The 18,666-nt window shown below is 64.8% G+C and carries 25 protein-coding genes and 1 other RNA gene; 15 read left to right on the top strand and 11 right to left on the bottom strand.

What is annotated here, in order from left to right; translation table 11 throughout:
- Window positions 1-23: 23 nt before the first annotated feature.
- Window positions 24-440: a SufE family protein gene (locus D3876_RS12750; protein WP_119762710.1), complete on the top strand. Its 417-nt coding sequence runs from the start codon at window positions 24-26 to the stop codon at window positions 438-440.
- Window positions 441-640: 200 nt separating this feature from the next.
- Entirely contained in the window at window positions 641-1,453 is an 813-nt protein-coding gene (locus D3876_RS12745) for a hypothetical protein (protein WP_119762708.1), read from the top strand.
- A 7-nt stretch (window positions 1,454-1,460) separates the two neighbouring features.
- Here the strand turns inward: D3876_RS12745 and D3876_RS12740 are convergent, their stop codons facing one another.
- The gene (locus D3876_RS12740; RefSeq protein WP_119762706.1) at window positions 1,461-1,703 is read right to left on the bottom strand and encodes a hypothetical protein; all 243 of its coding nucleotides are present in this window, start codon (window positions 1,701-1,703) and stop codon (window positions 1,461-1,463) included.
- Between the two features lie 248 nt (window positions 1,704-1,951).
- Between D3876_RS12740 and D3876_RS12735 the strand changes: the two genes are divergently transcribed.
- Together D3876_RS12735 and D3876_RS20510 are read left to right on the top strand one after the other, a co-directional pair.
- Window positions 1,952-2,677 carry a Crp/Fnr family transcriptional regulator gene (locus tag D3876_RS12735; protein WP_420801961.1) on the top strand — a complete coding sequence of 242 codons (726 nt, stop codon included), beginning with the start codon at window positions 1,952-1,954 and terminating at the stop codon, window positions 2,675-2,677.
- Window positions 2,678-2,759: 82 nt separating this feature from the next.
- Window positions 2,760-2,921: a hypothetical protein gene (locus tag D3876_RS20510; RefSeq protein ID WP_182912004.1), complete on the top strand. Its 162-nt coding sequence runs from the start codon at window positions 2,760-2,762 to the stop codon at window positions 2,919-2,921.
- Between the two features lie 166 nt (window positions 2,922-3,087).
- Here D3876_RS20510 and D3876_RS12725 read toward each other — a convergent pair whose 3' ends face one another.
- From D3876_RS12725 to D3876_RS12695, 7 genes are all read right to left on the bottom strand, one after another.
- Window positions 3,088-3,393: a thioredoxin domain-containing protein gene (locus D3876_RS12725; protein WP_119762702.1), complete on the bottom strand. Its 306-nt coding sequence runs from the start codon at window positions 3,391-3,393 to the stop codon at window positions 3,088-3,090.
- Entirely contained in the window at window positions 3,390-3,917 is a 528-nt protein-coding gene (locus tag D3876_RS12720) for a J domain-containing protein (RefSeq protein ID WP_119762700.1), read from the bottom strand. The genes D3876_RS12725 and D3876_RS12720 overlap by 4 nt, the downstream gene beginning before the upstream one ends.
- 55 nt (window positions 3,918-3,972) lie before the next feature.
- Window positions 3,973-4,347, bottom strand: an RNA gene (gene rnpB, locus D3876_RS12715) — RNase P RNA component class A.
- A 96-nt stretch (window positions 4,348-4,443) separates the two neighbouring features.
- Entirely contained in the window at window positions 4,444-4,809 is a 366-nt protein-coding gene (locus D3876_RS12710; RefSeq protein WP_119762698.1) for a DUF983 domain-containing protein, read from the bottom strand.
- Between the two features lie 54 nt (window positions 4,810-4,863).
- Window positions 4,864-5,496 (bottom strand): N-acetylmuramoyl-L-alanine amidase, encoded by a 633-nt coding sequence (locus tag D3876_RS12705; protein ID WP_119763827.1) that lies wholly within the window; start codon window positions 5,494-5,496, stop codon window positions 4,864-4,866.
- Window positions 5,497-5,552: 56 nt separating this feature from the next.
- A complete protein-coding gene (locus tag D3876_RS12700; RefSeq protein ID WP_119762696.1) occupies window positions 5,553-6,458 on the bottom strand; it encodes a DMT family transporter in 906 nt (301 codons plus the stop codon).
- A 69-nt stretch (window positions 6,459-6,527) separates the two neighbouring features.
- Window positions 6,528-7,727, bottom strand: coding sequence for a penicillin-binding protein activator (locus tag D3876_RS12695; protein ID WP_119763825.1), 1,200 nt, complete (start codon window positions 7,725-7,727; stop codon window positions 6,528-6,530).
- 12 nt (window positions 7,728-7,739) lie between these two features.
- On the opposite strand from D3876_RS12695, the gene rsmI reads away from it, so the two are divergent.
- The 4 genes from rsmI (at window position 7,740) to D3876_RS12675 (ending at window position 10,739) form a co-directional block, all read left to right on the top strand.
- Window positions 7,740-8,576, top strand: a complete 837-nt coding sequence (gene rsmI / locus D3876_RS12690; RefSeq protein ID WP_119762694.1) for a 16S rRNA (cytidine(1402)-2'-O)-methyltransferase — start codon at window positions 7,740-7,742, stop codon at window positions 8,574-8,576.
- 166 nt (window positions 8,577-8,742) lie between these two features.
- Complete coding sequence (locus tag D3876_RS12685; protein ID WP_119762692.1) at window positions 8,743-9,096, top strand: YraN family protein; 354 nt, start codon at window positions 8,743-8,745, stop codon at window positions 9,094-9,096.
- Window positions 9,097-9,181: 85 nt separating this feature from the next.
- The gene (gene gshB / locus D3876_RS12680; protein WP_119762690.1) at window positions 9,182-10,129 is read left to right on the top strand and encodes a glutathione synthase; all 948 of its coding nucleotides are present in this window, start codon (window positions 9,182-9,184) and stop codon (window positions 10,127-10,129) included.
- A 10-nt stretch (window positions 10,130-10,139) separates the two neighbouring features.
- Window positions 10,140-10,739, top strand: coding sequence for a DedA family protein (locus tag D3876_RS12675; protein ID WP_119762688.1), 600 nt, complete (start codon window positions 10,140-10,142; stop codon window positions 10,737-10,739).
- 8 nt (window positions 10,740-10,747) lie between these two features.
- On the opposite strand, the gene D3876_RS12670 is transcribed toward D3876_RS12675, so the two are convergent.
- From D3876_RS12670 to D3876_RS12660, 3 genes are all read right to left on the bottom strand, one after another.
- On the bottom strand, window positions 10,748-11,644 hold the full coding sequence (locus D3876_RS12670; protein ID WP_119762686.1) for a tyrosine recombinase XerC: 897 nt from the start codon (window positions 11,642-11,644) through the stop codon (window positions 10,748-10,750).
- A gap of 134 nt (window positions 11,645-11,778) precedes the next feature.
- Window positions 11,779-12,432 carry a fructose-6-phosphate aldolase gene (gene fsa, locus D3876_RS12665; RefSeq protein ID WP_119762684.1) on the bottom strand — a complete coding sequence of 218 codons (654 nt, stop codon included), beginning with the start codon at window positions 12,430-12,432 and terminating at the stop codon, window positions 11,779-11,781.
- 79 nt (window positions 12,433-12,511) lie between these two features.
- Window positions 12,512-13,213, bottom strand: a complete 702-nt coding sequence (locus tag D3876_RS12660; protein WP_119762682.1) for a winged helix-turn-helix transcriptional regulator — start codon at window positions 13,211-13,213, stop codon at window positions 12,512-12,514.
- Between the two features lie 61 nt (window positions 13,214-13,274).
- Between D3876_RS12660 and D3876_RS12655 the strand changes: the two genes are divergently transcribed.
- From D3876_RS12655 to D3876_RS12625, 7 genes are all read left to right on the top strand, one after another.
- The gene (locus D3876_RS12655; RefSeq protein WP_119762680.1) at window positions 13,275-13,712 is read left to right on the top strand and encodes a VOC family protein; all 438 of its coding nucleotides are present in this window, start codon (window positions 13,275-13,277) and stop codon (window positions 13,710-13,712) included.
- A 33-nt stretch (window positions 13,713-13,745) separates the two neighbouring features.
- Window positions 13,746-14,099 carry a DUF1428 domain-containing protein gene (locus tag D3876_RS12650; protein WP_119762678.1) on the top strand — a complete coding sequence of 118 codons (354 nt, stop codon included), beginning with the start codon at window positions 13,746-13,748 and terminating at the stop codon, window positions 14,097-14,099.
- Between the two features lie 24 nt (window positions 14,100-14,123).
- Window positions 14,124-14,903 carry a VOC family protein gene (locus D3876_RS12645; RefSeq protein ID WP_119762676.1) on the top strand — a complete coding sequence of 260 codons (780 nt, stop codon included), beginning with the start codon at window positions 14,124-14,126 and terminating at the stop codon, window positions 14,901-14,903.
- 2 nt (window positions 14,904-14,905) lie between these two features.
- On the top strand, window positions 14,906-15,391 hold the full coding sequence (locus D3876_RS12640; RefSeq protein ID WP_119762674.1) for a VOC family protein: 486 nt from the start codon (window positions 14,906-14,908) through the stop codon (window positions 15,389-15,391).
- Between the two features lie 237 nt (window positions 15,392-15,628).
- Entirely contained in the window at window positions 15,629-16,000 is a 372-nt protein-coding gene (locus D3876_RS12635; protein ID WP_119762672.1) for a hypothetical protein, read from the top strand.
- Complete coding sequence (locus D3876_RS12630; RefSeq protein WP_119762670.1) at window positions 16,000-16,179, top strand: hypothetical protein; 180 nt, start codon at window positions 16,000-16,002, stop codon at window positions 16,177-16,179. Before D3876_RS12635 ends, D3876_RS12630 begins: the two co-directional genes overlap by 1 nt.
- 97 nt (window positions 16,180-16,276) lie before the next feature.
- Window positions 16,277-18,445, top strand: coding sequence for a primosomal protein N' (locus tag D3876_RS12625; protein WP_119762668.1), 2,169 nt, complete (start codon window positions 16,277-16,279; stop codon window positions 18,443-18,445).
- The last annotated feature ends 221 nt before the right edge of the window (window positions 18,446-18,666 follow it).

Here is an 18,666-nt window from a genome sequence, read left to right as displayed (position 1 = left end):
CGGGCCCTGCTAGCGCGCACGACATGACTGTCGTGAACGCAATTACCGAGATCCAGGAAGAGTACGAGTTCCTCGACGCCGACGATCGCTATCGCCTGCTGATCGATCTGGGCCGCGCGCTCGACGACATGCCCGACGCGCTCAAGACCGATGCGACGCTGGTGCGCGGCTGTTCGGCGGCGGTGTGGGTCTATCCCACCCGCACCGGGGACGGGCGGCTCCATTTCCTTGCCGACAGCAACGCCGCGATCACCAAGGGCATCATCGCGCTCATCCTGCAGATCGTTCAGGACCGGACACCCGCGGAACTGGTGACGCTGGCCATCGAGGATGTGCTCGAGCCCTTCGACCTGAAGAACCAGCTCAGCTCCAACCGGACACAGGGCATCCCCAACATGATCGCACTAATCCGCCAGACCGCCGAACGCTACGCGGTTTAGAGGACAGCAACCTCCGCTTGAGGTCGAACCGGCCATCACGCGAATTTTCCTCAGTAAAGTCGGCTATGCGCTATGGGGCGGACGTTTGTCGCTGCGGCGCCCGTTCCAGTGCCGCTTTTCCCCCTGCGCGCTAGGGTTAAACCCCGATACCGTCCCTGTGGTCCCAATGTTACGCCATCTGCGTATTTGTGGAGGACTTCATGGCCCACGTCGCGCGCAAACTTCTGGCAACAGCCCTGGTCATGGTGCCCGGCGCCAGCCTCGCCCAGGAATCCGTGGACAAATCGCAAGATCTGGCCAAGCAGCTATCGAACCCGGTTGCCTCGCTCATCAGCGTGCCCTTGCAGCAGAATATCGACTTTGGCGGCGGCCCTGACGGCGGCGGCGTCAAGTCGACGCTCAATATCCAGCCGGTCGTGCCCGTCAGCCTCGGACCGAAATGGAATGTGATCGTCAGGACCATCCTGCCCGTCGTCTATCAGTCCGATATTTCGGCGCCGGGGGCCAACGAGTTCGGACTGGGCGACACCACGCAGAGCTTCTTCTTCTCGCCCAAGCAAACGGGATCGGGCGGGATCGTCTGGGGCGTGGGGCCTGCGATACTTTATCCGACCGCAACCGACCGCGTGCTCGGCAGCGACAAATGGGGGCTCGGGCCCACCGTCGTCCTGCTCAAGCAATCTGGCAAGGACACCTATGGCCTGCTCGCCAATCATATCTGGTCGGTAGCCGGCAGCGACACGCGCAACGACATCAGTTCGACCTTCTTTCAGCCCTTTTACAGCCATACCACAGCAACGGCGACGACCTATGGCGTCAATCTCGAGACCAGCTATGACTGGAAGGGCGAAAATTGGGTTGTACCCGTCAATCTCTCCATGTCGCAGCTCACAAAAATGGGGAAGCAGCCGATCCAGATCGGTGTCGGCGCGCGCTATTATATCGAAAAGCCGACGGGCGGGCCCGATTGGGGCGTGCGGCTGGTGCTGACGCTGCTGTTTCCGAAGAAGTGAGAGCGCGTTACGCTGGTTGATCGCGCGCCGCATCATCGGCAACGGACGCGGATTCGTGCCGCAACTCCATCCTTCGGGCCTGTTGAGCTAGGGCGATCCAGCGTTTTGCGGCTGTCACAAGACGATTCCTGACATTGGGAAGCGCCGATGCCTCCGCTTCGGCAAGCGCCTTGCGCGCGTGATCGGCATAGATCTGGCTCTGGGTGCACGGAACGGCCTGGGCAACGCCGTCGCGATAGTGATCCGACATGGCACCTCGCTCCTCTGGCGGGCGGGCTATCCCCGGGTCGCTAAGGGACAGCCCGCCTGCGCGTGATGCTGCTCGGGTCCAAAGCAGCACCCGCGAAACTTGCACACTGCGCATTGTCTGCGACTAACCTCGATCAAGGTGACGAAATTTATTCTGGTCTAGTTACGACTTCAGCTTGTCGGACGGCGCGATCGGCGGCACCATCGGCGCCCGAGTAGACGGCTGGACATGCCAGAAAGGGGGCGCCCTTGGTCAAAATTACCGCGCTGTTCCTGCAACGCCGCCGCCGCGACCGGTTGTCCGAGCAGGAGAAGCAGGCGCTGGAAGCCGCCGTCGCCGAGGTGCGGGTGTTGCCCGCGCGGCACGTCATGGTCCGGCAAGGCGAAACCGTCACGCGCAGCACGCTGCTCGTCGAGGGGCTGATGTGCCGGTACATGGATGGTCGCGATGGGCAGCGGCAGCTTGTCGCCCTGCATGTCCCCGGCGACTTTGTCGACCTGCACGCCTTCCCGCTCGAACAACTCGACCATGATGTCGCGACGATAAGCCGGGCAAAGGTCGCGACCTTTCCCCGCGAGACGCTGCTCGCGCTGACGCGCGATCATCCGCATCTCGTTCGGATGCTGTGGTTCAGCACGCTGCTGGACGCCGCGATGCACCGCGAATGGATATTCCGGCTCGGCCGGTTGGGCGCGACGGGACGGGTTGCGCACTTCTTCTGCGAAATGAACGTGCGCCTCGCGATGGTCGGCCTGTCGAGCGGCAACCGCTTCCACCTTCCCGTCACCCAGTCCGATATCGCAGAGGCGTGCGGCCTGACGTCCGTCCACGTCAACCGCGTGCTGCGCCAGTTGCGCGACAGCGGGCAGCTCGAATTCCAGCGCGGCGAGGCACGCGTGCTGGACTGGGAGGCGCTCAAGGCGACGGGCGAGTTCGACGACGCCTATCTCTATGTCGACGGCACGCCCGATTGAGCTGCCCCGCGCGCACTGATCGAGATTAATGCGCACCGCCGTCCCAACCGATAGAAAGGAGGGCGCGACCCGGAGGCCCACCGTGACCAGACCCGACGACCATGATTACTTCACCCGCCGCGAGCGCGAGGAACGCCGGCTGGCGGCCGCTTCGCGCGATGGCTGCGTGAAACGGATCCACAAGCGCTTCGCCGACGAATATGCGCGCCGCGCGGAACGCAGCGCTGAGCCGCGACCTGCCTGAAACGATCAGGTCTAAAGTATGTCCTGTTCAGATCGAAGCAGTGTCGTCACCCTGAACTTGTTTCAGGGTCCATGCCCGGGCCTCCGCGGGGCCAGCGGCATCAATGGATGCTGAAACAAGTTCAGCATGACGATTCAATCCTTTCAGGACAAACTCTAAGCCGCGATCAGCCGTCGGGCAGTTCGAGTTCGCCCGCAATTTGCGCGATATCCGCCCCCGGCTTTACCAGCAGCCATTCGCGCGGGTGACGCGTGTCTATCATCGTCACCGCATGACGGGGGCAGACGCCAAGGCATTTGACCTCGACCACGCCAACGCTGGCCTTCCTGCCCTTCCCGCCACCGATTTCCTTTTTCAGCGCCTTGGCAAGCGATGTCCTGCCCCTGGGGCCGAAGCCGCCATGCTGTCGCTTCGAGCATTTCCTGCAGACGAGCAGCGCGGTTTCCCAATTGGATCGGACGTGACGCGTCAACGCGGGCGGCGCTCCTCGGCCTTGCGCAATACCTCGAACGCGGCCTGAATCGCCTGAAATCGCACCGCGGCGGCGGCGTCTCCCGGCTTCACATCGGGGTGATTTTCCTTGGCGAGCTTGCGCCACGCTTTTTTGACGGCTTCGAAATCGGCGTCATCGTCAAGTTCCAGCGCCTTGAGCGCGTGGAGTTCGTCGCGCGATCGGCTGCCATCGCCCGGGCCGCCCCAACCATAATGCTGCGCCTCCTTGAAGCCCGAGAAATCGGCGCGTTCGCGCGCCTCGCGCGCGGCGGCCTCCTCGGCAGTCAGGCCAGCGAAATAGTCCCAGTTGCGATTATATTCGCCCGCATGCTCCTCGCAGAAATACCAGCGTTCGGGGCTGTTCGGCGCCTTGGGCGCAGGACGGTCGCCGGGCTTGTCGCAGCCGTGCCGATCGCACAGGCGCACCTTCGCCGCCTCGCGCGTCGCTTCGTAACCACGCCAGCGGGGAAAACCCCAGTCATAGGATCGGGAGGAACGGGCCATAGATTTGCCCCATGTAGCGGTGCGGGCGTGATTTTGCCATGCGCGCCGCCGAAATAATGCCAGAGGGTCTGTAAGCCGGGTTCAGTCCACCCGCTTGCGCGGGCTGTGCGGCCATTCCTCTAGGACGCGGATTGCTCCGCGCCTCAAGCAACCAACCCGGGCGACGGGCCGGAAAAAGGCCCATGTGCCGCCCCTATTCGGTCTTGCTCCCGGTGGGGTTTACCATGCCGGTTCCGTTGCCGGTCCCGCGGTGCGCTCTTACCGCACCCTTTCACCCTTGCCGCGCCGAAGCGTGGCGGTCTGCTCTCTGTGGCACTGTCCCTGAAGCGCTTGCGCACCCCGCCGGGCGTTACCCGGCACCGTTTTTCCGTGGAGCCCGGACTTTCCTCGCCCCCTGCATAGCAGGAGCCGCGGCCGCCCGACCCTCTGGCTGGAGCGAGATAGGCGCGTTTGCGCGCGTTGCCAAGTCGCTCGGTTGCCGCATTGCTGGTGCGAAAAGCCGGGTACCAGCTTTTCGCGCAATGCTTCAGCCTTTTTCGAAGCCGTGCATGCGCCGCGCCCACTGGAAGCCGATCACCAGGCCCTTCATCGGCTGGATCAGCAACAGCGCGGCGATACCGCACAAGAGCGGCCAGAAGATCATTTGGAACAGCATCGGGGGATCGAGCAGCAGGTTGGCCTCGATCACGATCGGCACCAACAGATGGCCGAGCAGCAGGATCACCAGATAGGCGGGAAAATCATCTGCCTGATGGTGCTGCCAGTCCTGCCCGCACGACGGACAGATTTCGACGGGCTTCAGGAAGCGCGCGAAGAGCCGCGCCTCGCCGCATGACGGGCACCGTCCCTTGAGGCCACGTAGCGCGGCGTCACGGAGATTGCGATCGGACATGGCGGCGCTCCTATCAGGAACCGGTTTGAGCGCCAACCATCAATCGTCCCGCGCCTAATCGTCTCCCTGCGGTTTCGGCAGCAGCAACGCGAGCAGGATCGAGCGCGTTTCTCCATCGATCTCGCCGTCGATCAGTTCGGGACGGAAGCGGCGCTGGAAGGCGACGACCGCGGCCAGCGGATCGGTCACCTCATAGCCGAAGCGCTCGAGCGCGAGCAGAAAGCCCGCGTCCGACCAGTTGGGGTCCATCAGGTTTTTTGTCGGCCTGGGCAGCGCGAGCCGGTGCCGCGCGAGCCGCGCCCAAGGGAAAAGCTCGCCCGGATCGCGCTTGCGCGCAGGCGCGATGTCCGAATGGCCGACAACATTGCCGCGCGAGATGTGGTAGGTCGCCATGACGTCGGCGACGAGCGGGATCAGTGCATCGATCTGCTCGTCAGGGAACGGGCGATAGCCGAATTCATGCCCCGGATTGACGATCTCGATGCCGATCGAAGCACTGTTGATATCCGTAACCCCGCGCCAGTGCGAGCGCCCCGCATGCCAGGCGCGCTTGTTCTCCGCCACCATGCGGATGATCTGGCCGTCTTCCGCCACGACATAATGCGCCGAGACCTTGGCCTCGGGATTGGCGAGCTGCGCGATCGCGGACCTCGCATCCTGCATCCCTGTATAGTGGAGCACGATCATCGAAATCGGTAGCGCGCGCTCGTCGAAATTGGGAGAGGGCGTCTCGATATACGCGTTCAACCCTGATGCTCCTTCGCGCGCGCGGTGCGGATCGTGACGATCGCGACACCAACCAGTGCTATCGAACCGCCTGCGATCATAATCGGCGTGAGCGGTGTGGCAAAGAAAAGCGACGCGGCGATGACCGATATCACGGGCGACGCGAGCATGAGCGGCACGACGCTGGTGATCGGGTGGCGCTGGAGCAGCCACGACATCGCGCCGTGCCCGCAAATCGTCGAGCCGATCGCGGAGAATGCGATCCAGCCGAAATCGCGCAAGGGCAACGTCGGCAAGGCCTTCAGCACGTCGCCTTCCTGCCAGATGGTCAGCGGCAGCAGCACGATGGTGCCGATCAGCCCCATCCACGCATAGATGGTGAGCACGGGCACCCCCGCCATTCGCCGCTGGATGAGCGAAGCCAGCGCCCAGATGAAGCTGCCCGCTGCGGTCAGCGCGATACCCGTAACCTCGCTGCCCGCCGATGGGTCGAAGACGAGCAATACGACGCCCAGAAAGGACAGCGCGATCCCGCCAATCCGGACGATATGGATACGCTCACCCAGAAAGATGACCGCCAGGATCAGCGAAAATGGCACGCTGAGTTGCCCCGCGATCGCGAGCGCGCTGACATTGTCGCTGACCGCGAGCGACCAGTTGACGAAGACGTAGAAGACGCCGCCCGACAGGAACCCCAGCCCGATCAGCTCGCGCATCTTGCCCGGCACGATCCTGAGCGCCGAGGCGCAGACGATGAAGACGATCGCCTGACGCAGCATCGCCGCGGTGAACGGGCCTGTCGCCTCCACCGCCAGCTTCACAGCGACGATGTTCAAGCCCCACAGGATGTTCATCATGGCTGCGACCAGGATGTCGCGCGGCCCGAATCCAGTGGGTTGGCTGTGTGTCACGCGTGCGGCCATAGCCGAGGCGCGCGGAAAGGACAGCCTGATTGTGGTTGCCGCGTGACCGACGAGAAGGCGGCGCGCCGATCAGTCGCCAAACGTCTTGGGTGCGGGCGAGACGACCGTGAACCGGCCCGCATCGACCTGCTGCACCTCGAGCGCGCGCTGCGCGATGCCGTCCTTGTCGAAGCGGAAAGCGCCGTCGATGCCCGCAAAGCCGCCAGCATCGCCCAGCACGCGCCCCGGGAACGCGGTTCCGACCTTCCAGTCGCGCGCGACACGGGTGACCAGCAGCACCGCGTCATAGCCGAGGCTCGAAAGCCGATAGGGCGCCTTGCCGTACCGCGCGCGGTACTTGGTCGAAAGCTGGGTGTAGAGCCCGTCGGAAACGCTCGCGAACCAGGCGCCGCGCAGGACGGGGCTATTCGCGATCGCGCCTTCGGTGTTCCACAATTCGGTGCCGAGCAGATGCGCGTTGGCACCCCCGCCCTTGCGCACCATCGGCGCGAGCTGGACCGCGACACCGCCGCTGTCGGCGATCAGCAGCGCATCATAGGAACTCGTCTGCGCCAGCCGCGTCACCGCCGCCTGCATCGACTTTTGCGACCGGTCGTAATTCTGCATGCCGACCATGCGGCCGCCCGCGGCCTCGACCGCGCGGATCATCGCACTCGAGGCGCGCTGGCCATAAACGCCGTTGGGCGCCAGCCCCGCAAAGCTCGCCGCGCCCTTGGTGCGCGCGAAGCCGACCACACGCTCGATCGACTGGGCCGGGCTGTAGCCGAGCAGCCAGGTGCCGCCTCCCGACACGCTCGCATCGTTCGAAAAGCTGATGATCGGCACGTTCGCCTTGCGCGCGATCGGCGCCACCGCGCGGACATCTTCCGCCAGCAGCGGTCCCAGGATCACCTTGTTGCCGTCGGCGATCGCCTTTTGCGCCGCCGCCGCCGCGCCGAGCGCGGTGTCATAGGTGGTCATGCGGATCTGTTTGCCGCCGGTGTCGAGCACCGCGAGGTTGGCGGCGTTCGCGATCGATTCACCGACGCCGGCATTGCTTCCGGTCATCGGCACGAGCAGCGCGACGCGGTGACGCAACTGATCCTCGGGAAGCCCCGGCCCCACCGGCCCGTCGGGTTGCTCGGTGACGGGTTTGGGCGCGGGCTTGCCCTTGGGGATCATCGTCTGGCAGCCCGCGAGCGCCAGCCCCGCGACCAGCACCCCGAACGTCCCGAACAACCGCGATTTTCTTGTAACCGCCGGTTGCAGCCTGAGCACCGCTTCTGCCATGACCATCCTCTCATGAACGCAAAACTTGAACCCGGTCTCTATATCGTCGCGACCCCGATCGGCAATCTTTCCGATCTGTCGCCCCGCGGAGCGACGATTTTGTCGCAGGCCGATATGATCGCGTGCGAAGACAGTCGCGTGACAGCGAAGCTGCTCCAGCACATTGGCGTCAAGCGGCCGATGATGCCCTATCACGATCACAATGCCGATCGTGTTCGGCCGGGACTGATCGACAGAATGGGCAATGAATCCATTGCCTTGGTGAGTGACGCTGGCACGCCGCTGATCTCCGATCCGGGCTATAAGCTGGTGCGCGATGCACGCGCCGCCGGGGTGCCCGTAGTCACCATTCCCGGCCCCTGCGCGGCGATCGCGGCGCTGACGCTGGCCGGACTGCCCAGCGACCGCTTTCTCTTTCTCGGCTTTCTGCCCCCCAAGCAAAAGGCGCGCGCCGATGCGATCGCCGAGGTCGCGGCGGTCCGGGCGACGCTGATACTCTACGAATCGGGGCCGCGGCTGGCCGTCACGCTGACGGCGCTTGCCGAGGGGCTGGGCGACCGCGAGGCGGCGGTCGCGCGCGAGATCAGCAAGCGCTTCGAGGAATGCGTGACCGAGAGCCTTTCGGCGCTCGCCGCGCGTTATGCCGACAATCCGCCCAAGGGAGAGATCGTCGTCATCGTCGCCCCGCCAGGTGAAGCGCCCCCCGCGAGCGAGGACGACGCCGACGCTGCGCTGGCGGAGGCGCTGACCCGCCTCCCTCCCGCCAAGGCCGCGGGCGAGGTCGCAAAAAGGCTCGGGCTAGACCGCAAGGCGCTTTACGCACGCGCGATGGAGATGCGAGGGGCGTGAACAGCGGCAATCGGCTTTCACCCTGTCCCCCTCCGTTCGGGCTGAGCCTGTCGAAGTCCTGTCCTTCCCTTTGCGATGTAGAAGAAGGGCAGGACTTCGACAGGCTCAGCCCGAACGGAGGGGGAAGGCGGCGCAGAACCTCAAAAATCTTCTCGGGAGGGACTAAATGAAGGGGCGCCAGCGCGCCGAGCGCCGCGGACGTTCGGGCGAAACTGCCGCCGCATGGTGGCTTCGGCTCCAAGGCTGGCGGATCGTCGCACGGCGCGTCAAGACACCGATGGGCGAGGTCGATCTGGTCGCGAAACGTGGCCGGACCGTCGCGTTCGTCGAGGTCAAGACGCGCGGGACTTCGGCCGAGCTGGATCTTGCAATAGACCGCCACCGGCTCAAGCGCGTCGCCGCAGCCGCCAATGCATTGGCCCCGCGCTTCGCCCGGCACGGCGAGGACATTCGCATCGACGTGCTGTTGCTGTGCCCCTGGCGCCTGCCCCGCCACATCGCCAACGCCTGGCACGGGTGACAGGACCGATCGGCCGAAGCACGAAGTGCTTCCACCTCAACCGATCAGGCTCTAAAGCGCGACGCGCGTTTGTTCGGAGAAAGCTATGAGCCTCAAGGTCGCCGTCCAGATGGACCCGATGGAAAGCATCAAGATCGGGGGAGATTCCACCTTTGCGATCATGCTCTCCGCGCAACAGCGCGGGCACAGGCTCTATCATTATGGCGCGCATGACCTGAGCTATGCCGATGGCCGTGTGTGGACGAGGGCGCACCCCGTGACCGTCCAGCGCGTCAACGGCGATCACTACAGCTTCGGCGAGCCCGTGAAGCTCGATCTTGGTCTGGAGGTCGATGTTGTGCTGATGCGGCAGGATCCGCCCTTCGACCTCGGCTACATCACCGCGACGCACCTGCTCGAGCGCATCAGGCACCAGACTTTGGTGGTCAACGACCCCGCATCGGTCCGCAACGCGCCCGAAAAGCTGTTCGTCCTCGATTTCGGCCATTTCATGCCGCCGACGCTGATCACGCGTTCGCTCGAGGAAGTGCGCATCTTTCAGGAGCAGCATGGCGAGATCGTCGTCAAACCGCTCCACGGCAATGCCGGCTCGGCGGTGTTCCGCATCGGCGCAGACGGCGCCAACCTCGCCTCGCTCGTCGAGCTGTTCGGCGAAGTATGGCGCGAGCCGTTCATGGTGCAGGCTTTCCTGAAAGAGGTGTCGGGCGGCGACAAGCGCATCGTGCTCGTCGACGGCGAGGTCGCGGGCGCGATCAACCGCATCCCCGGCAAGGGCGAGATCCGCTCCAACCTTGCGGCGGGCGGCCGCGCCGAGGCAACCACGCTCACCGCGCGCGAACAGGAAATCTGCGAGGCGCTGGGACCGGAGCTCAAAAAGCGCGGTCTCCTCTTCGTCGGCATCGACGTGATCGGCGGCTGGCTCACCGAGATCAACGTCACCTCTCCGACGGGCATCGTCGCGATCGACCATTTCAACGGCACCGACACCGCCGCGATGATCTGGGATGCGATCGACAAGCGGCTCGCACGCTAAGGACCCCAATTTGTCAGACTGGATCATCAGGCTCATCGAGCAATCGGGCTATCTCGGCGTCGCCTTTCTCATGTTTCTCGAAACGGTGTTCCCGCCGATCCCGTCCGAGGTGATCATGTCGATCGCGGGCGTGAAGGCGGCGCAGGGGCACATGACTCTCGCCGGCGTGATCGGCAGCGGCACCGCGGGCGCGATGCTCGGCAACTATTTCTGGTATCTCGCCGCGCGCGTCGTCGGGATCGAGCGCTTCAAGCCCTTTATCGACAAATATGGCCGCTGGCTGACGCTCGACTGGCACGAGATCCAGCGCGCCGAAAAGCTGTTCGGCCAGTTCGGCTACGCCTTCGTCTTTTTCGGGCGGATGCTGCCGACCTTGCGGTCGCTGATCTCGATCCCTGCAGGGCTGCTGCACATGCGGCTGTCGACCTTCGTCATCTGGTCGACGATCGGCACCGCGGGCTGGACGAGCGTGCTGGCGCTGGTCGGTTGGACGCTGGGCAACAATGTCGAGAAGATCGACGATTTCATCGGGCCCGTATCCACCGCTGTGATCGTCCTGATCGTGGGCAGCTATCTCTGGCGCGTGATTTTCTGGCGGCCCAAAGCCTGATCAGTTGATCAGGCGCGAGGGTGGGCATTGCGATAGACGTCGAGCAGGTGCGCTGCATCGACCGCGGTGTAGATCTGCGTCGAGCTAAGGCTCGCATGCCCCAGAAGCTCCTGCAGCGCGCGCAGATCGGCGCCTCGACCGAGCAGGTGCGTCGCGAAGCTGTGGCGCAGCGCATGTGGCGTCGTCCGGTCCGATAGTCCCAGCCTCCCCCGCGCGCCCTGCACCGCGCGTCGGATCAGCGCCGCCGAAAGCGGGCCTCCACGAGCGCCACGGAACAGTGGAGCGTCCCTGGACTGGGCATAGGGGCATTGCGAGACATAGGCTTCGATCGCGTCGCGCACCTGCGGCAGCATCGGCACGATCCGCGTCTTGCCGCGCTTGCCCGTCACGCTCATCGTTTCACCCAGTGGAAGGACGTTGCCGGTAAGCGCCATTGCCTCGCCGATACGCAGTCCCGCGCCGTAGAGCAGCAGCAGCACCGCCCAGTTGCGTGCTCCGATCCACGGTTCGCGCGCGTGCTCCGAGGCATCTTCGGCAAGTGCGATCACCTCATCGGGAGAAATCGGGCGCGGCACGCCCTTCTTGACGCGCGGCCCCTTGAGCCGAGGCGGCGACGCGCCCTCCATCACATGAAAGGCAAGAAACCCCCGCACCGCTGACAATTCGCGCGCGGCCGATGTGTTGCTGAGGCCCTCGCCACGACGAAAGGCAAGGAAGGCGCGGAGGTCTGCGGGTGTCAGCGTCGCGAGCAGCGCGGGATCGACCGCCTCGCCGCGATGCTCCTGCACAAAGGCGAGCAACCGCTCGGCGGTCGCGACATAGGCGCGCACCGTATGCTCGGAACGACGCCGCTGGGTACGGAGATGGTCGCGCCACGCGGCGATAAGGGAGGGTGCCCCGGTCATCGAGGCACCATGCCCCGTTTCCCCTGTCTTCGTCACCCTGAACTTGTTTCAGGGTCCATGAACACGGTCGGCGCAGGATTTGTGCGGTCCGTGTTCATGGATCCCGGATCAGGTCCGGGATGACGGCAGGGATATTACCCGATCTTCTGGCCGGTCTTTTCCCAGTCGGCGAGGAAGCCCTGGATACCCTTGTCGGTCAGCGGGTGGTTGAACAGCGCCTTGATGACCGCGGGCGGCGCAGTCATCACGTCGGCGCCGATCTTGGCCGACTGAAGCACATGGATCGGGTGACGGACACTGGCGACGAGGATTTCGGTCGGGAAATCATAATTGTCATAGATCTGGCGGATGTCGGCGATCAGTTCCATGCCGTCGAAACCGACATCGTCGTGGCGGCCGACGAAGGGCGAAATGAAGGTCGCGCCCGCCTTGCCCGCGAGCAGCGCCTGATTGGCCGAGAAGCAGAGCGTCACGTTGACCATCGTGCCGTCCGAAGTCAGCTTCTTGCAGGTCTTGAGACCGTCGATGGTCAACGGCACCTTGACCGCGACATTGTCGGCGATCTTCCGCAGGATTTCGGCCTCGCGCATCATGCCATCATGGTCGAGCGCGACGACCTCGGCCGAAACCGGACCGGCGACGATGCCGCAGATTTCCTTGACGACGTCGAGGAACTCGCGGCCCGATTTGTGGATCAGCGAAGGATTGGTGGTAACGCCGTCGAGCAGGCCGGTGGCGGCCAGGTCGGCGATTTCCTTGGTGTCGGCGGTGTCGACGAAGAACTTCATGGGATGCGCTCGCTTGGAAAGGTGATTCGTTGGGGCGCTCTATAGTGCCAGCGCGCCCATTCGCGAAGCCGCGGTGCGATCAGCCGCCTCCGGTCTCCTTTGCGGGTATCGGGAACAGCGTCACGAAGCGCTCGGCAAGCGCCCGGTTACCCTCGATCGACACCGCGCCCGCCGCCTCGAGGTCGGCGAGCGGCTGGCCCCCGTAAACGATTGCCGCGATCATCTGCGCGGTGCCCGTGAAGATAAGGTCGACATCCTCGATCGCCGCGCGCGCGATCGCGATCTGCCCGTTCGAGAGCCTCGCGACGAAGGTTTCATGCCCCAGCCGGAAGCCGATCCGCGCATCGAGGCCTTGGGCGCGCGCGTGATCGAGCATCGTCCGGAACGACAGGAACAATGAGGTCGAGCCAAAGGGCAGGCTCGGATCATGATGCGGCGAGTGCACTGCCCAGCGCCCCAGCGCCTGAAAGACCGGCTCGGTCTGATAACCCCAATCGGTCAGTTCATAGACATGCGTCGCATGCGGCGGGGGCAGTTTGCGGCGTACGAGGATGCCCGCCGCGGCGAGCCCCTCGAGCCGCTGTGTCAGCACATTGGCACTGATTCCAGGCAGATCGGCGCGGAGATCGCTGAACCGTTTGGGCCCGAACATCAGCTCGCGGATCACCAGAAGCGCCCAACGTTCGCCAAGTAAATCAAGCGCATGCGCCGTCGCACAGGCATCCTCGTAGCGCCGTCCGCCGGTCTTTGCACCCGACTCAGTTATTTTTTGTGACTTCATAGTTGTTTTTTATAACTTTCATTGGCATCATCGTCAAACAGCGATTCGAGAGGAGAGTTCAATGCCCAGAATGGTGTTCATCAACCTGCCCGTCAGCGACCTGGACCGGTCCATCGCCTTCTACAAGGCGGTAGGCGCCGAACAGAACGCACAGTTCACCGACGAGACCGCGTCGATGATGAGCTTTTCGGATACGATAGCCGTGATGTTGCTGACGCATGAGAAGTTCAACCACTTCACATCCAAGGCCATCGCCGACGCGCACAGCACGAGCGAGGTGCTGCTCGCCCTGTCCGCCAACAGCCGCGAGGATGTGGACGCGATGGTCGGCAAGGCCGAAGCGGCCGGCGCCGTCCTCGATCCGACGCCGAAGCAGGATTATGGTTTCATGTATGGCCGCAGCTTCGAGGATCCCGACGGCCATATCTGGGAAGTGATGTGGATGGATGTCGAAGCCGCGCTTGCCGCCGGTTCGCCCACGGAGCCTGTGGCTGCCTGAGGCCAGTCACGCTTGGCAGAGAGGAGTTATGCAATGGCCTATATCGACGGATTCGTGGTGCCCGTACCCACGGCGAACAAGGAAGCCTATCGGAAAATGGCGGCCAAGGCGGCCCCGATCTTCCAGGAATACGGGGCGCTTCAGGTGGTTGAGGCCTGGGGTGACGATGTGAAAAAGGGCGAGGTCACCGACTTCTACATGGCGGTGAAGGCCGAAGAGGGCGAGAACGTTGTCTTCTCGTGGATCACCTGGCCGTCGCGCGAGGTGCGCGACGCCGCCTGGGAAAAGATCATGGCCGACGAACGGATGAAGCCCGACGGCGACATGCCCTTTGTCGGCAAGCGCATGTTCTTCGGCGGTTTCGAGCCGATCGTCGAAGCCGGCTGAACCCGCCACGCAAGGAGATTGACGATGTCCAGCTCCCAAAGCGATTTCGTTTGGTACGAACTCCTGACCACCGAACCCGAAAAGGCCGAGAGCTTCTATAGCGACGTCTTCGGCTGGAACGCCCGTGACGCGGGCATGCCGGACATGCGCTACACGCTGCTCTCGGCGAGCGACGCCGATATCGGCGGCGTCATGGAGCTGCCGGCCGAGCTGTGTGATGCCGGCGGCAAGCCCGGCTGGGTCGGCTATGTCGGCGTCGAGGATGTCGACGCCGCAGCGGCGAAGGTGGCGCAGGACGGCGGCACGATTCACCGCGATCCCGACGACATTCCCGGCGTCGGCCGCTTCGCCGTGGCAGCCGATCCGCAGGGCGCGGCCTTTTGTCTCTTCAGCACCGCAAGCGAGGGGACGAACGCCGCGCGCTCGATGAAGACCGGGCATATCGGCTGGAACGAGCTGCATTCAACCGACTGGAAATCGGGCTTCGATTTCTACGAGAAGCAGTTCGGCTGGCGCAAATCGGAGGCGCTGGATATGGGGCCGATGGGCACATATCAGATCTTCAACGCCGGCAAGGACGATCTTGGCGGGATGCTGGACGATAAGGAGTTCCCGCACCCGGCATGGCTCTATTATGTCAGCGTCGACGATATCGACGCGACGCTCAAGCGCGTCACCGACAAGGGCGGCAAGCTGCTCTACGGCCCGAGCGAGGTGCCCGGCGGCATGTGGATCATCAACGCGCTCGACCCGCAAGGCGCGATGTTCGCCGCGGTCGGGCCACGCCCCAACAAGGGAGACTGATCATGTCCAAGATCATCCCAAGCCTGTGGTTCGCGGACAAGGCCGAGGAAGCCGCGAAATTCTATGTTTCGCTGCTCCCCGATTCGCGGATCGATAGCGTCATGACGATGCCCGCGGAAAGCCCGGCCGGTCCCGAAGGCTCGGTCGTAATCGTCGATTTCACGCTCGCGGGACAGCAGTTCCAGGCGATAAAAGCAGGCCCGCTCGATCCCTTCAACCACGCGATCTCGTTCACGATCGACTGCGAGGACCAGGCCGAGGTCGACCGGCTGTGGGACGCGCTGCTCGATGGCGGCACGCCCGAACAATGCGGCTGGATCAGGGACCGCTACGGCGTGGCGTGGCAGATTGTGCCCAACACGCTCATCGAAATGATGAAGGATCCCGATCGTGATCGGGGACGCCGCGTCGCGCAGGCCATGCTCAAGATGGTCAAGCTCGACGTCGCCGGGCTCAAGGCTGCCTATGACGCCGAGCCTGTCGGGTAAGACGACAGCCTCAAGCGTCCACGCTCAATTCGAAATGCTGTGCCGATGCGCTGCCGCGCTTCGACGAGCGTCGTGACGCCCGAATTGCCGATCATCGCAATTATGGAAACGATGCGTAGCAAAATGCCCATCTAATGAAACCCTGCGATCTGCCGTAAACAGATTGTGCCCCTCCCAGAGGCCCGGCCGGCCTTCCCTCCCAACCGGCCGGGCCCATCAGGAAGCAGGATCAGGATCATGGCCTATCTCGACCTCGCCAATTCGATCACCGTCCCGACGATCCCCGCAACGCGCATGCGCGCCGTGACGGCTGCCACTGCGACGTTCAGCGCATGCGAGTGGACCATAGTCGAACTCGCGCGTCACGATAGCCCGGCAAGCCTTTACGAGCCCGGCCGCGGCCGGCGCCTCGTCGAGACTATATTCGGCATCCGTCGCGCCAATCCCCTCGCCGACCCGCGGCTCGAGGCGCTGCGCCGCATGGCGGTGCTGCTCCGGCGCGGCCTTGCGCGCCTGTCGCCCGACGAGATCGCGCGCTTTCTTGGTTTCGGCTTCTCACAGGGTCACCTGGCCGTGCTCGAGCAGCATGTCGCAAAGGCTGCTCGCTGATGTCCCGCATCCTCTCTGCGGCGGCGATCGTCGCAGCCGTTCTCACGCTATCCGTACCGCTGATGCTGCTCGCGCGCGCCATCGGCGATCCGTTGATCGGCCTGCTGCTGGCGCTGATCGTCTTCATAACAGCCACGCCATTTCTTGCGCGGAGCGGCGCGGCGCATCACGCCGGCTGAGCCGCTGACACGCCGTCCGTGCGTCAGCGGGTCTTTCCAAGCGCCGGACTTCGCTGGATGATTCCCTTTCGGCCAAACACTCCCTAACTAGGGCGGCATGACTCGCGCCCGCGTCCTCGTCCTCAACAGTGCGCTCGGCCCGCTCGACTATCGTGTGCCGCGTGGCATGGAGGTCGAGCCGGGCTCGATCGTCGTCGCGCCGCTTGGGCCGCGCCAGCTCGTGGGCGTCGTGTGGGAGCCCGAGCGCATGCCCTCCGACGCCGAGGTCGGCGACAACCGGCTGCGCAACCTGATCGCGGTCTATGACCTGCCGCCCTTGCGCGATCCCCTGCGTCGTCTGATCGAGTGGACCGCGAATTATTATCTGGCGCCGCCCGCCGCGGTGGTCCGCATGGCGCTTCCGTCTTCCTCCGCGCTCGAGGGCGCGAAGATGATCACCGAATACCGCCTCACCGCTTTCCGTCCCGAGCGCCTGACGCCGCAGCGCGCGCAGGCACTCGACCGGATCGGCGAACGGCAGGGGCTGATCCGCGAACTCGCGCTTATCGCCGATGTCTCGGACAGCGTCATACGCGGGCTCGTCAAGGCGGGCGCGATCGAGCCGGTCGAGGTGAGCACTGACACTCCCTATGACACGCCCGATCCCGATCATGCGCCGCCCGATCTTTCGGCGATCCAGACGGCAGCGGCCGACGCGCTGGTTGACGCGGTGACGGCGCGCGCCTTCGAGCCCTTTCTGCTCGACGGCGTCACCGGGTCGGGCAAGACCGAGGTCTATTTCGAGGCGATCGCCGAAGTCGTGCGTCAGGGGCGGCAGGCGCTCGTCCTCCTCCCCGAAATCGCGCTGACCGAACCGTTTCTCAAGCGCTTCGCCGCGCGCTTTGGGCACGCCCCCGTCGCCTGGCATTCGGACCTGCGCCAGTCGCAGCGCCGCCGCGCGTGGCGCGCGATCGCAAGCGGCGAGGCGAAGGTGGTGGTGGGCGCGCGCTCGGCGCTGTTTCTTCCCTATGCCGATCTCGGCCTGATCGTCGTCGACGAGGCGCATGAGACGAGTTTCAAGCAGGAAGAAGGCGTCCATTATCACGCGCGCGACGTCGCGGTGATGCGGGGCCATTTCGAAAGCTGCCCCGTCGTCCTCGCCTCCGCCACACCCGCGATCGAGACGCGCCAGCAGGTCGAGATCGGGCGCTACCGCGAACTCAAGCTTGCCGCACGTTTCGGCGCCGCGACGATGCCCGAGATCGAGCCGATCGACCTCATCCAGGACCCGCCCGAACGCGGCCGCTGGCTGGCACCGAAGCTCGTCGCGAGCGTCACCGAAACGCTGGAGCGCGGCGAACAGGCGCTGCTCTTCCTCAATCGCCGCGGCTATGCACCGCTGACGCTCTGCCGAACCTGTGGCCACCGTTTCCAGTGCCCCAACTGCACCGCGTGGATGGTGGAGCACAGGCTCGTCCGCCGGCTCGCCTGCCACCATTGCGGGCACGTCATGCAGCCGCCCGCGAACTGCCCCGAATGCCAGGACGAGGATAGCCTCGTCGCCTGCGGCCCCGGCGTCGAACGCATCGCCGATGAGGTGAAGGCGCTCTTCCCCGACGCCCGCACCGCGATCGTCACCTCCGACACGATGTGGTCACCCGCCAAGGCCGCCGAGTTCGTCGGCCGGATGGAAGCGGGTGAGATTGACATCGTCGTCGGCACGCAGCTCGTGACCAAGGGTTATCACTTCCCCAATCTGACGCTCGTCGGCGTGGTCGACGCCGATCTCGGGCTGGAGGGCGGCGACCTGCGCGCCGCCGAGCGCACCTTCCAGCAGATCATGCAGGTCGCGGGCCGCGCGGGCCGCGGCGAGAAGCCGGGCCATGTCTTCATCCAGACGCACAACCCCTCGGCGCCGGTGATGGAGGCGCTCGTCTCGGGCGACGCCGTCAGCTTCTACGAGGCGGAAACCGAGGCGCGGCGTCACGCCGGCGCCCCGCCCTTCGGCCGCTATGCGGGGATCATCATCTCGGCGGAGGACCAGAAGCTCGCGCTGGAGACCGCCAATCTGATCGGCCGCACCGCTCCGCGCGTCGAGGGCATGCATGTTTACGGCCCCGCCCCCGCCCCGCTCGCCATGCTGCGCGGCCGCCACCGCTTCCGACTGCTCGTCCACGCCCGCCGCGCGCTTGACGTGCAGGACGTCATCCGCGACTGGCTGGGCAAGCTCGAATGGTCGGCCAAAGTGCGCGTCGCGGTGGACGTGGATCCGTACAGCTTTCTGTAGGCTGTCGGTTTATTGAGCATCGAGCGTAAAATCAGAACCGCTCATCCTGAGGAGGGGCTGAGCTTGGCGAAGACCCGTCTCGAAGGACCTGCTCAATGCGTCCTTCGAGACGGTGAGCAGGCCTGCCATGCCCTCGGCATGGCTGCGTATCCGGGGGACGTTCGAACCTGCTCACTTCGCCAAGCTCAACGGCTCCTCAGGATGAGCGGCATAATGATGCA

It is taken from the genome of Sphingomonas cavernae (assembly GCF_003590775.1).
Classification (GTDB): domain Bacteria; phylum Pseudomonadota; class Alphaproteobacteria; order Sphingomonadales; family Sphingomonadaceae; genus Sphingobium_A; species Sphingobium_A cavernae.
Note: the sequence above shows the minus strand (reverse complement) of the source record. Positions and strands in the feature narration are given on the sequence as shown.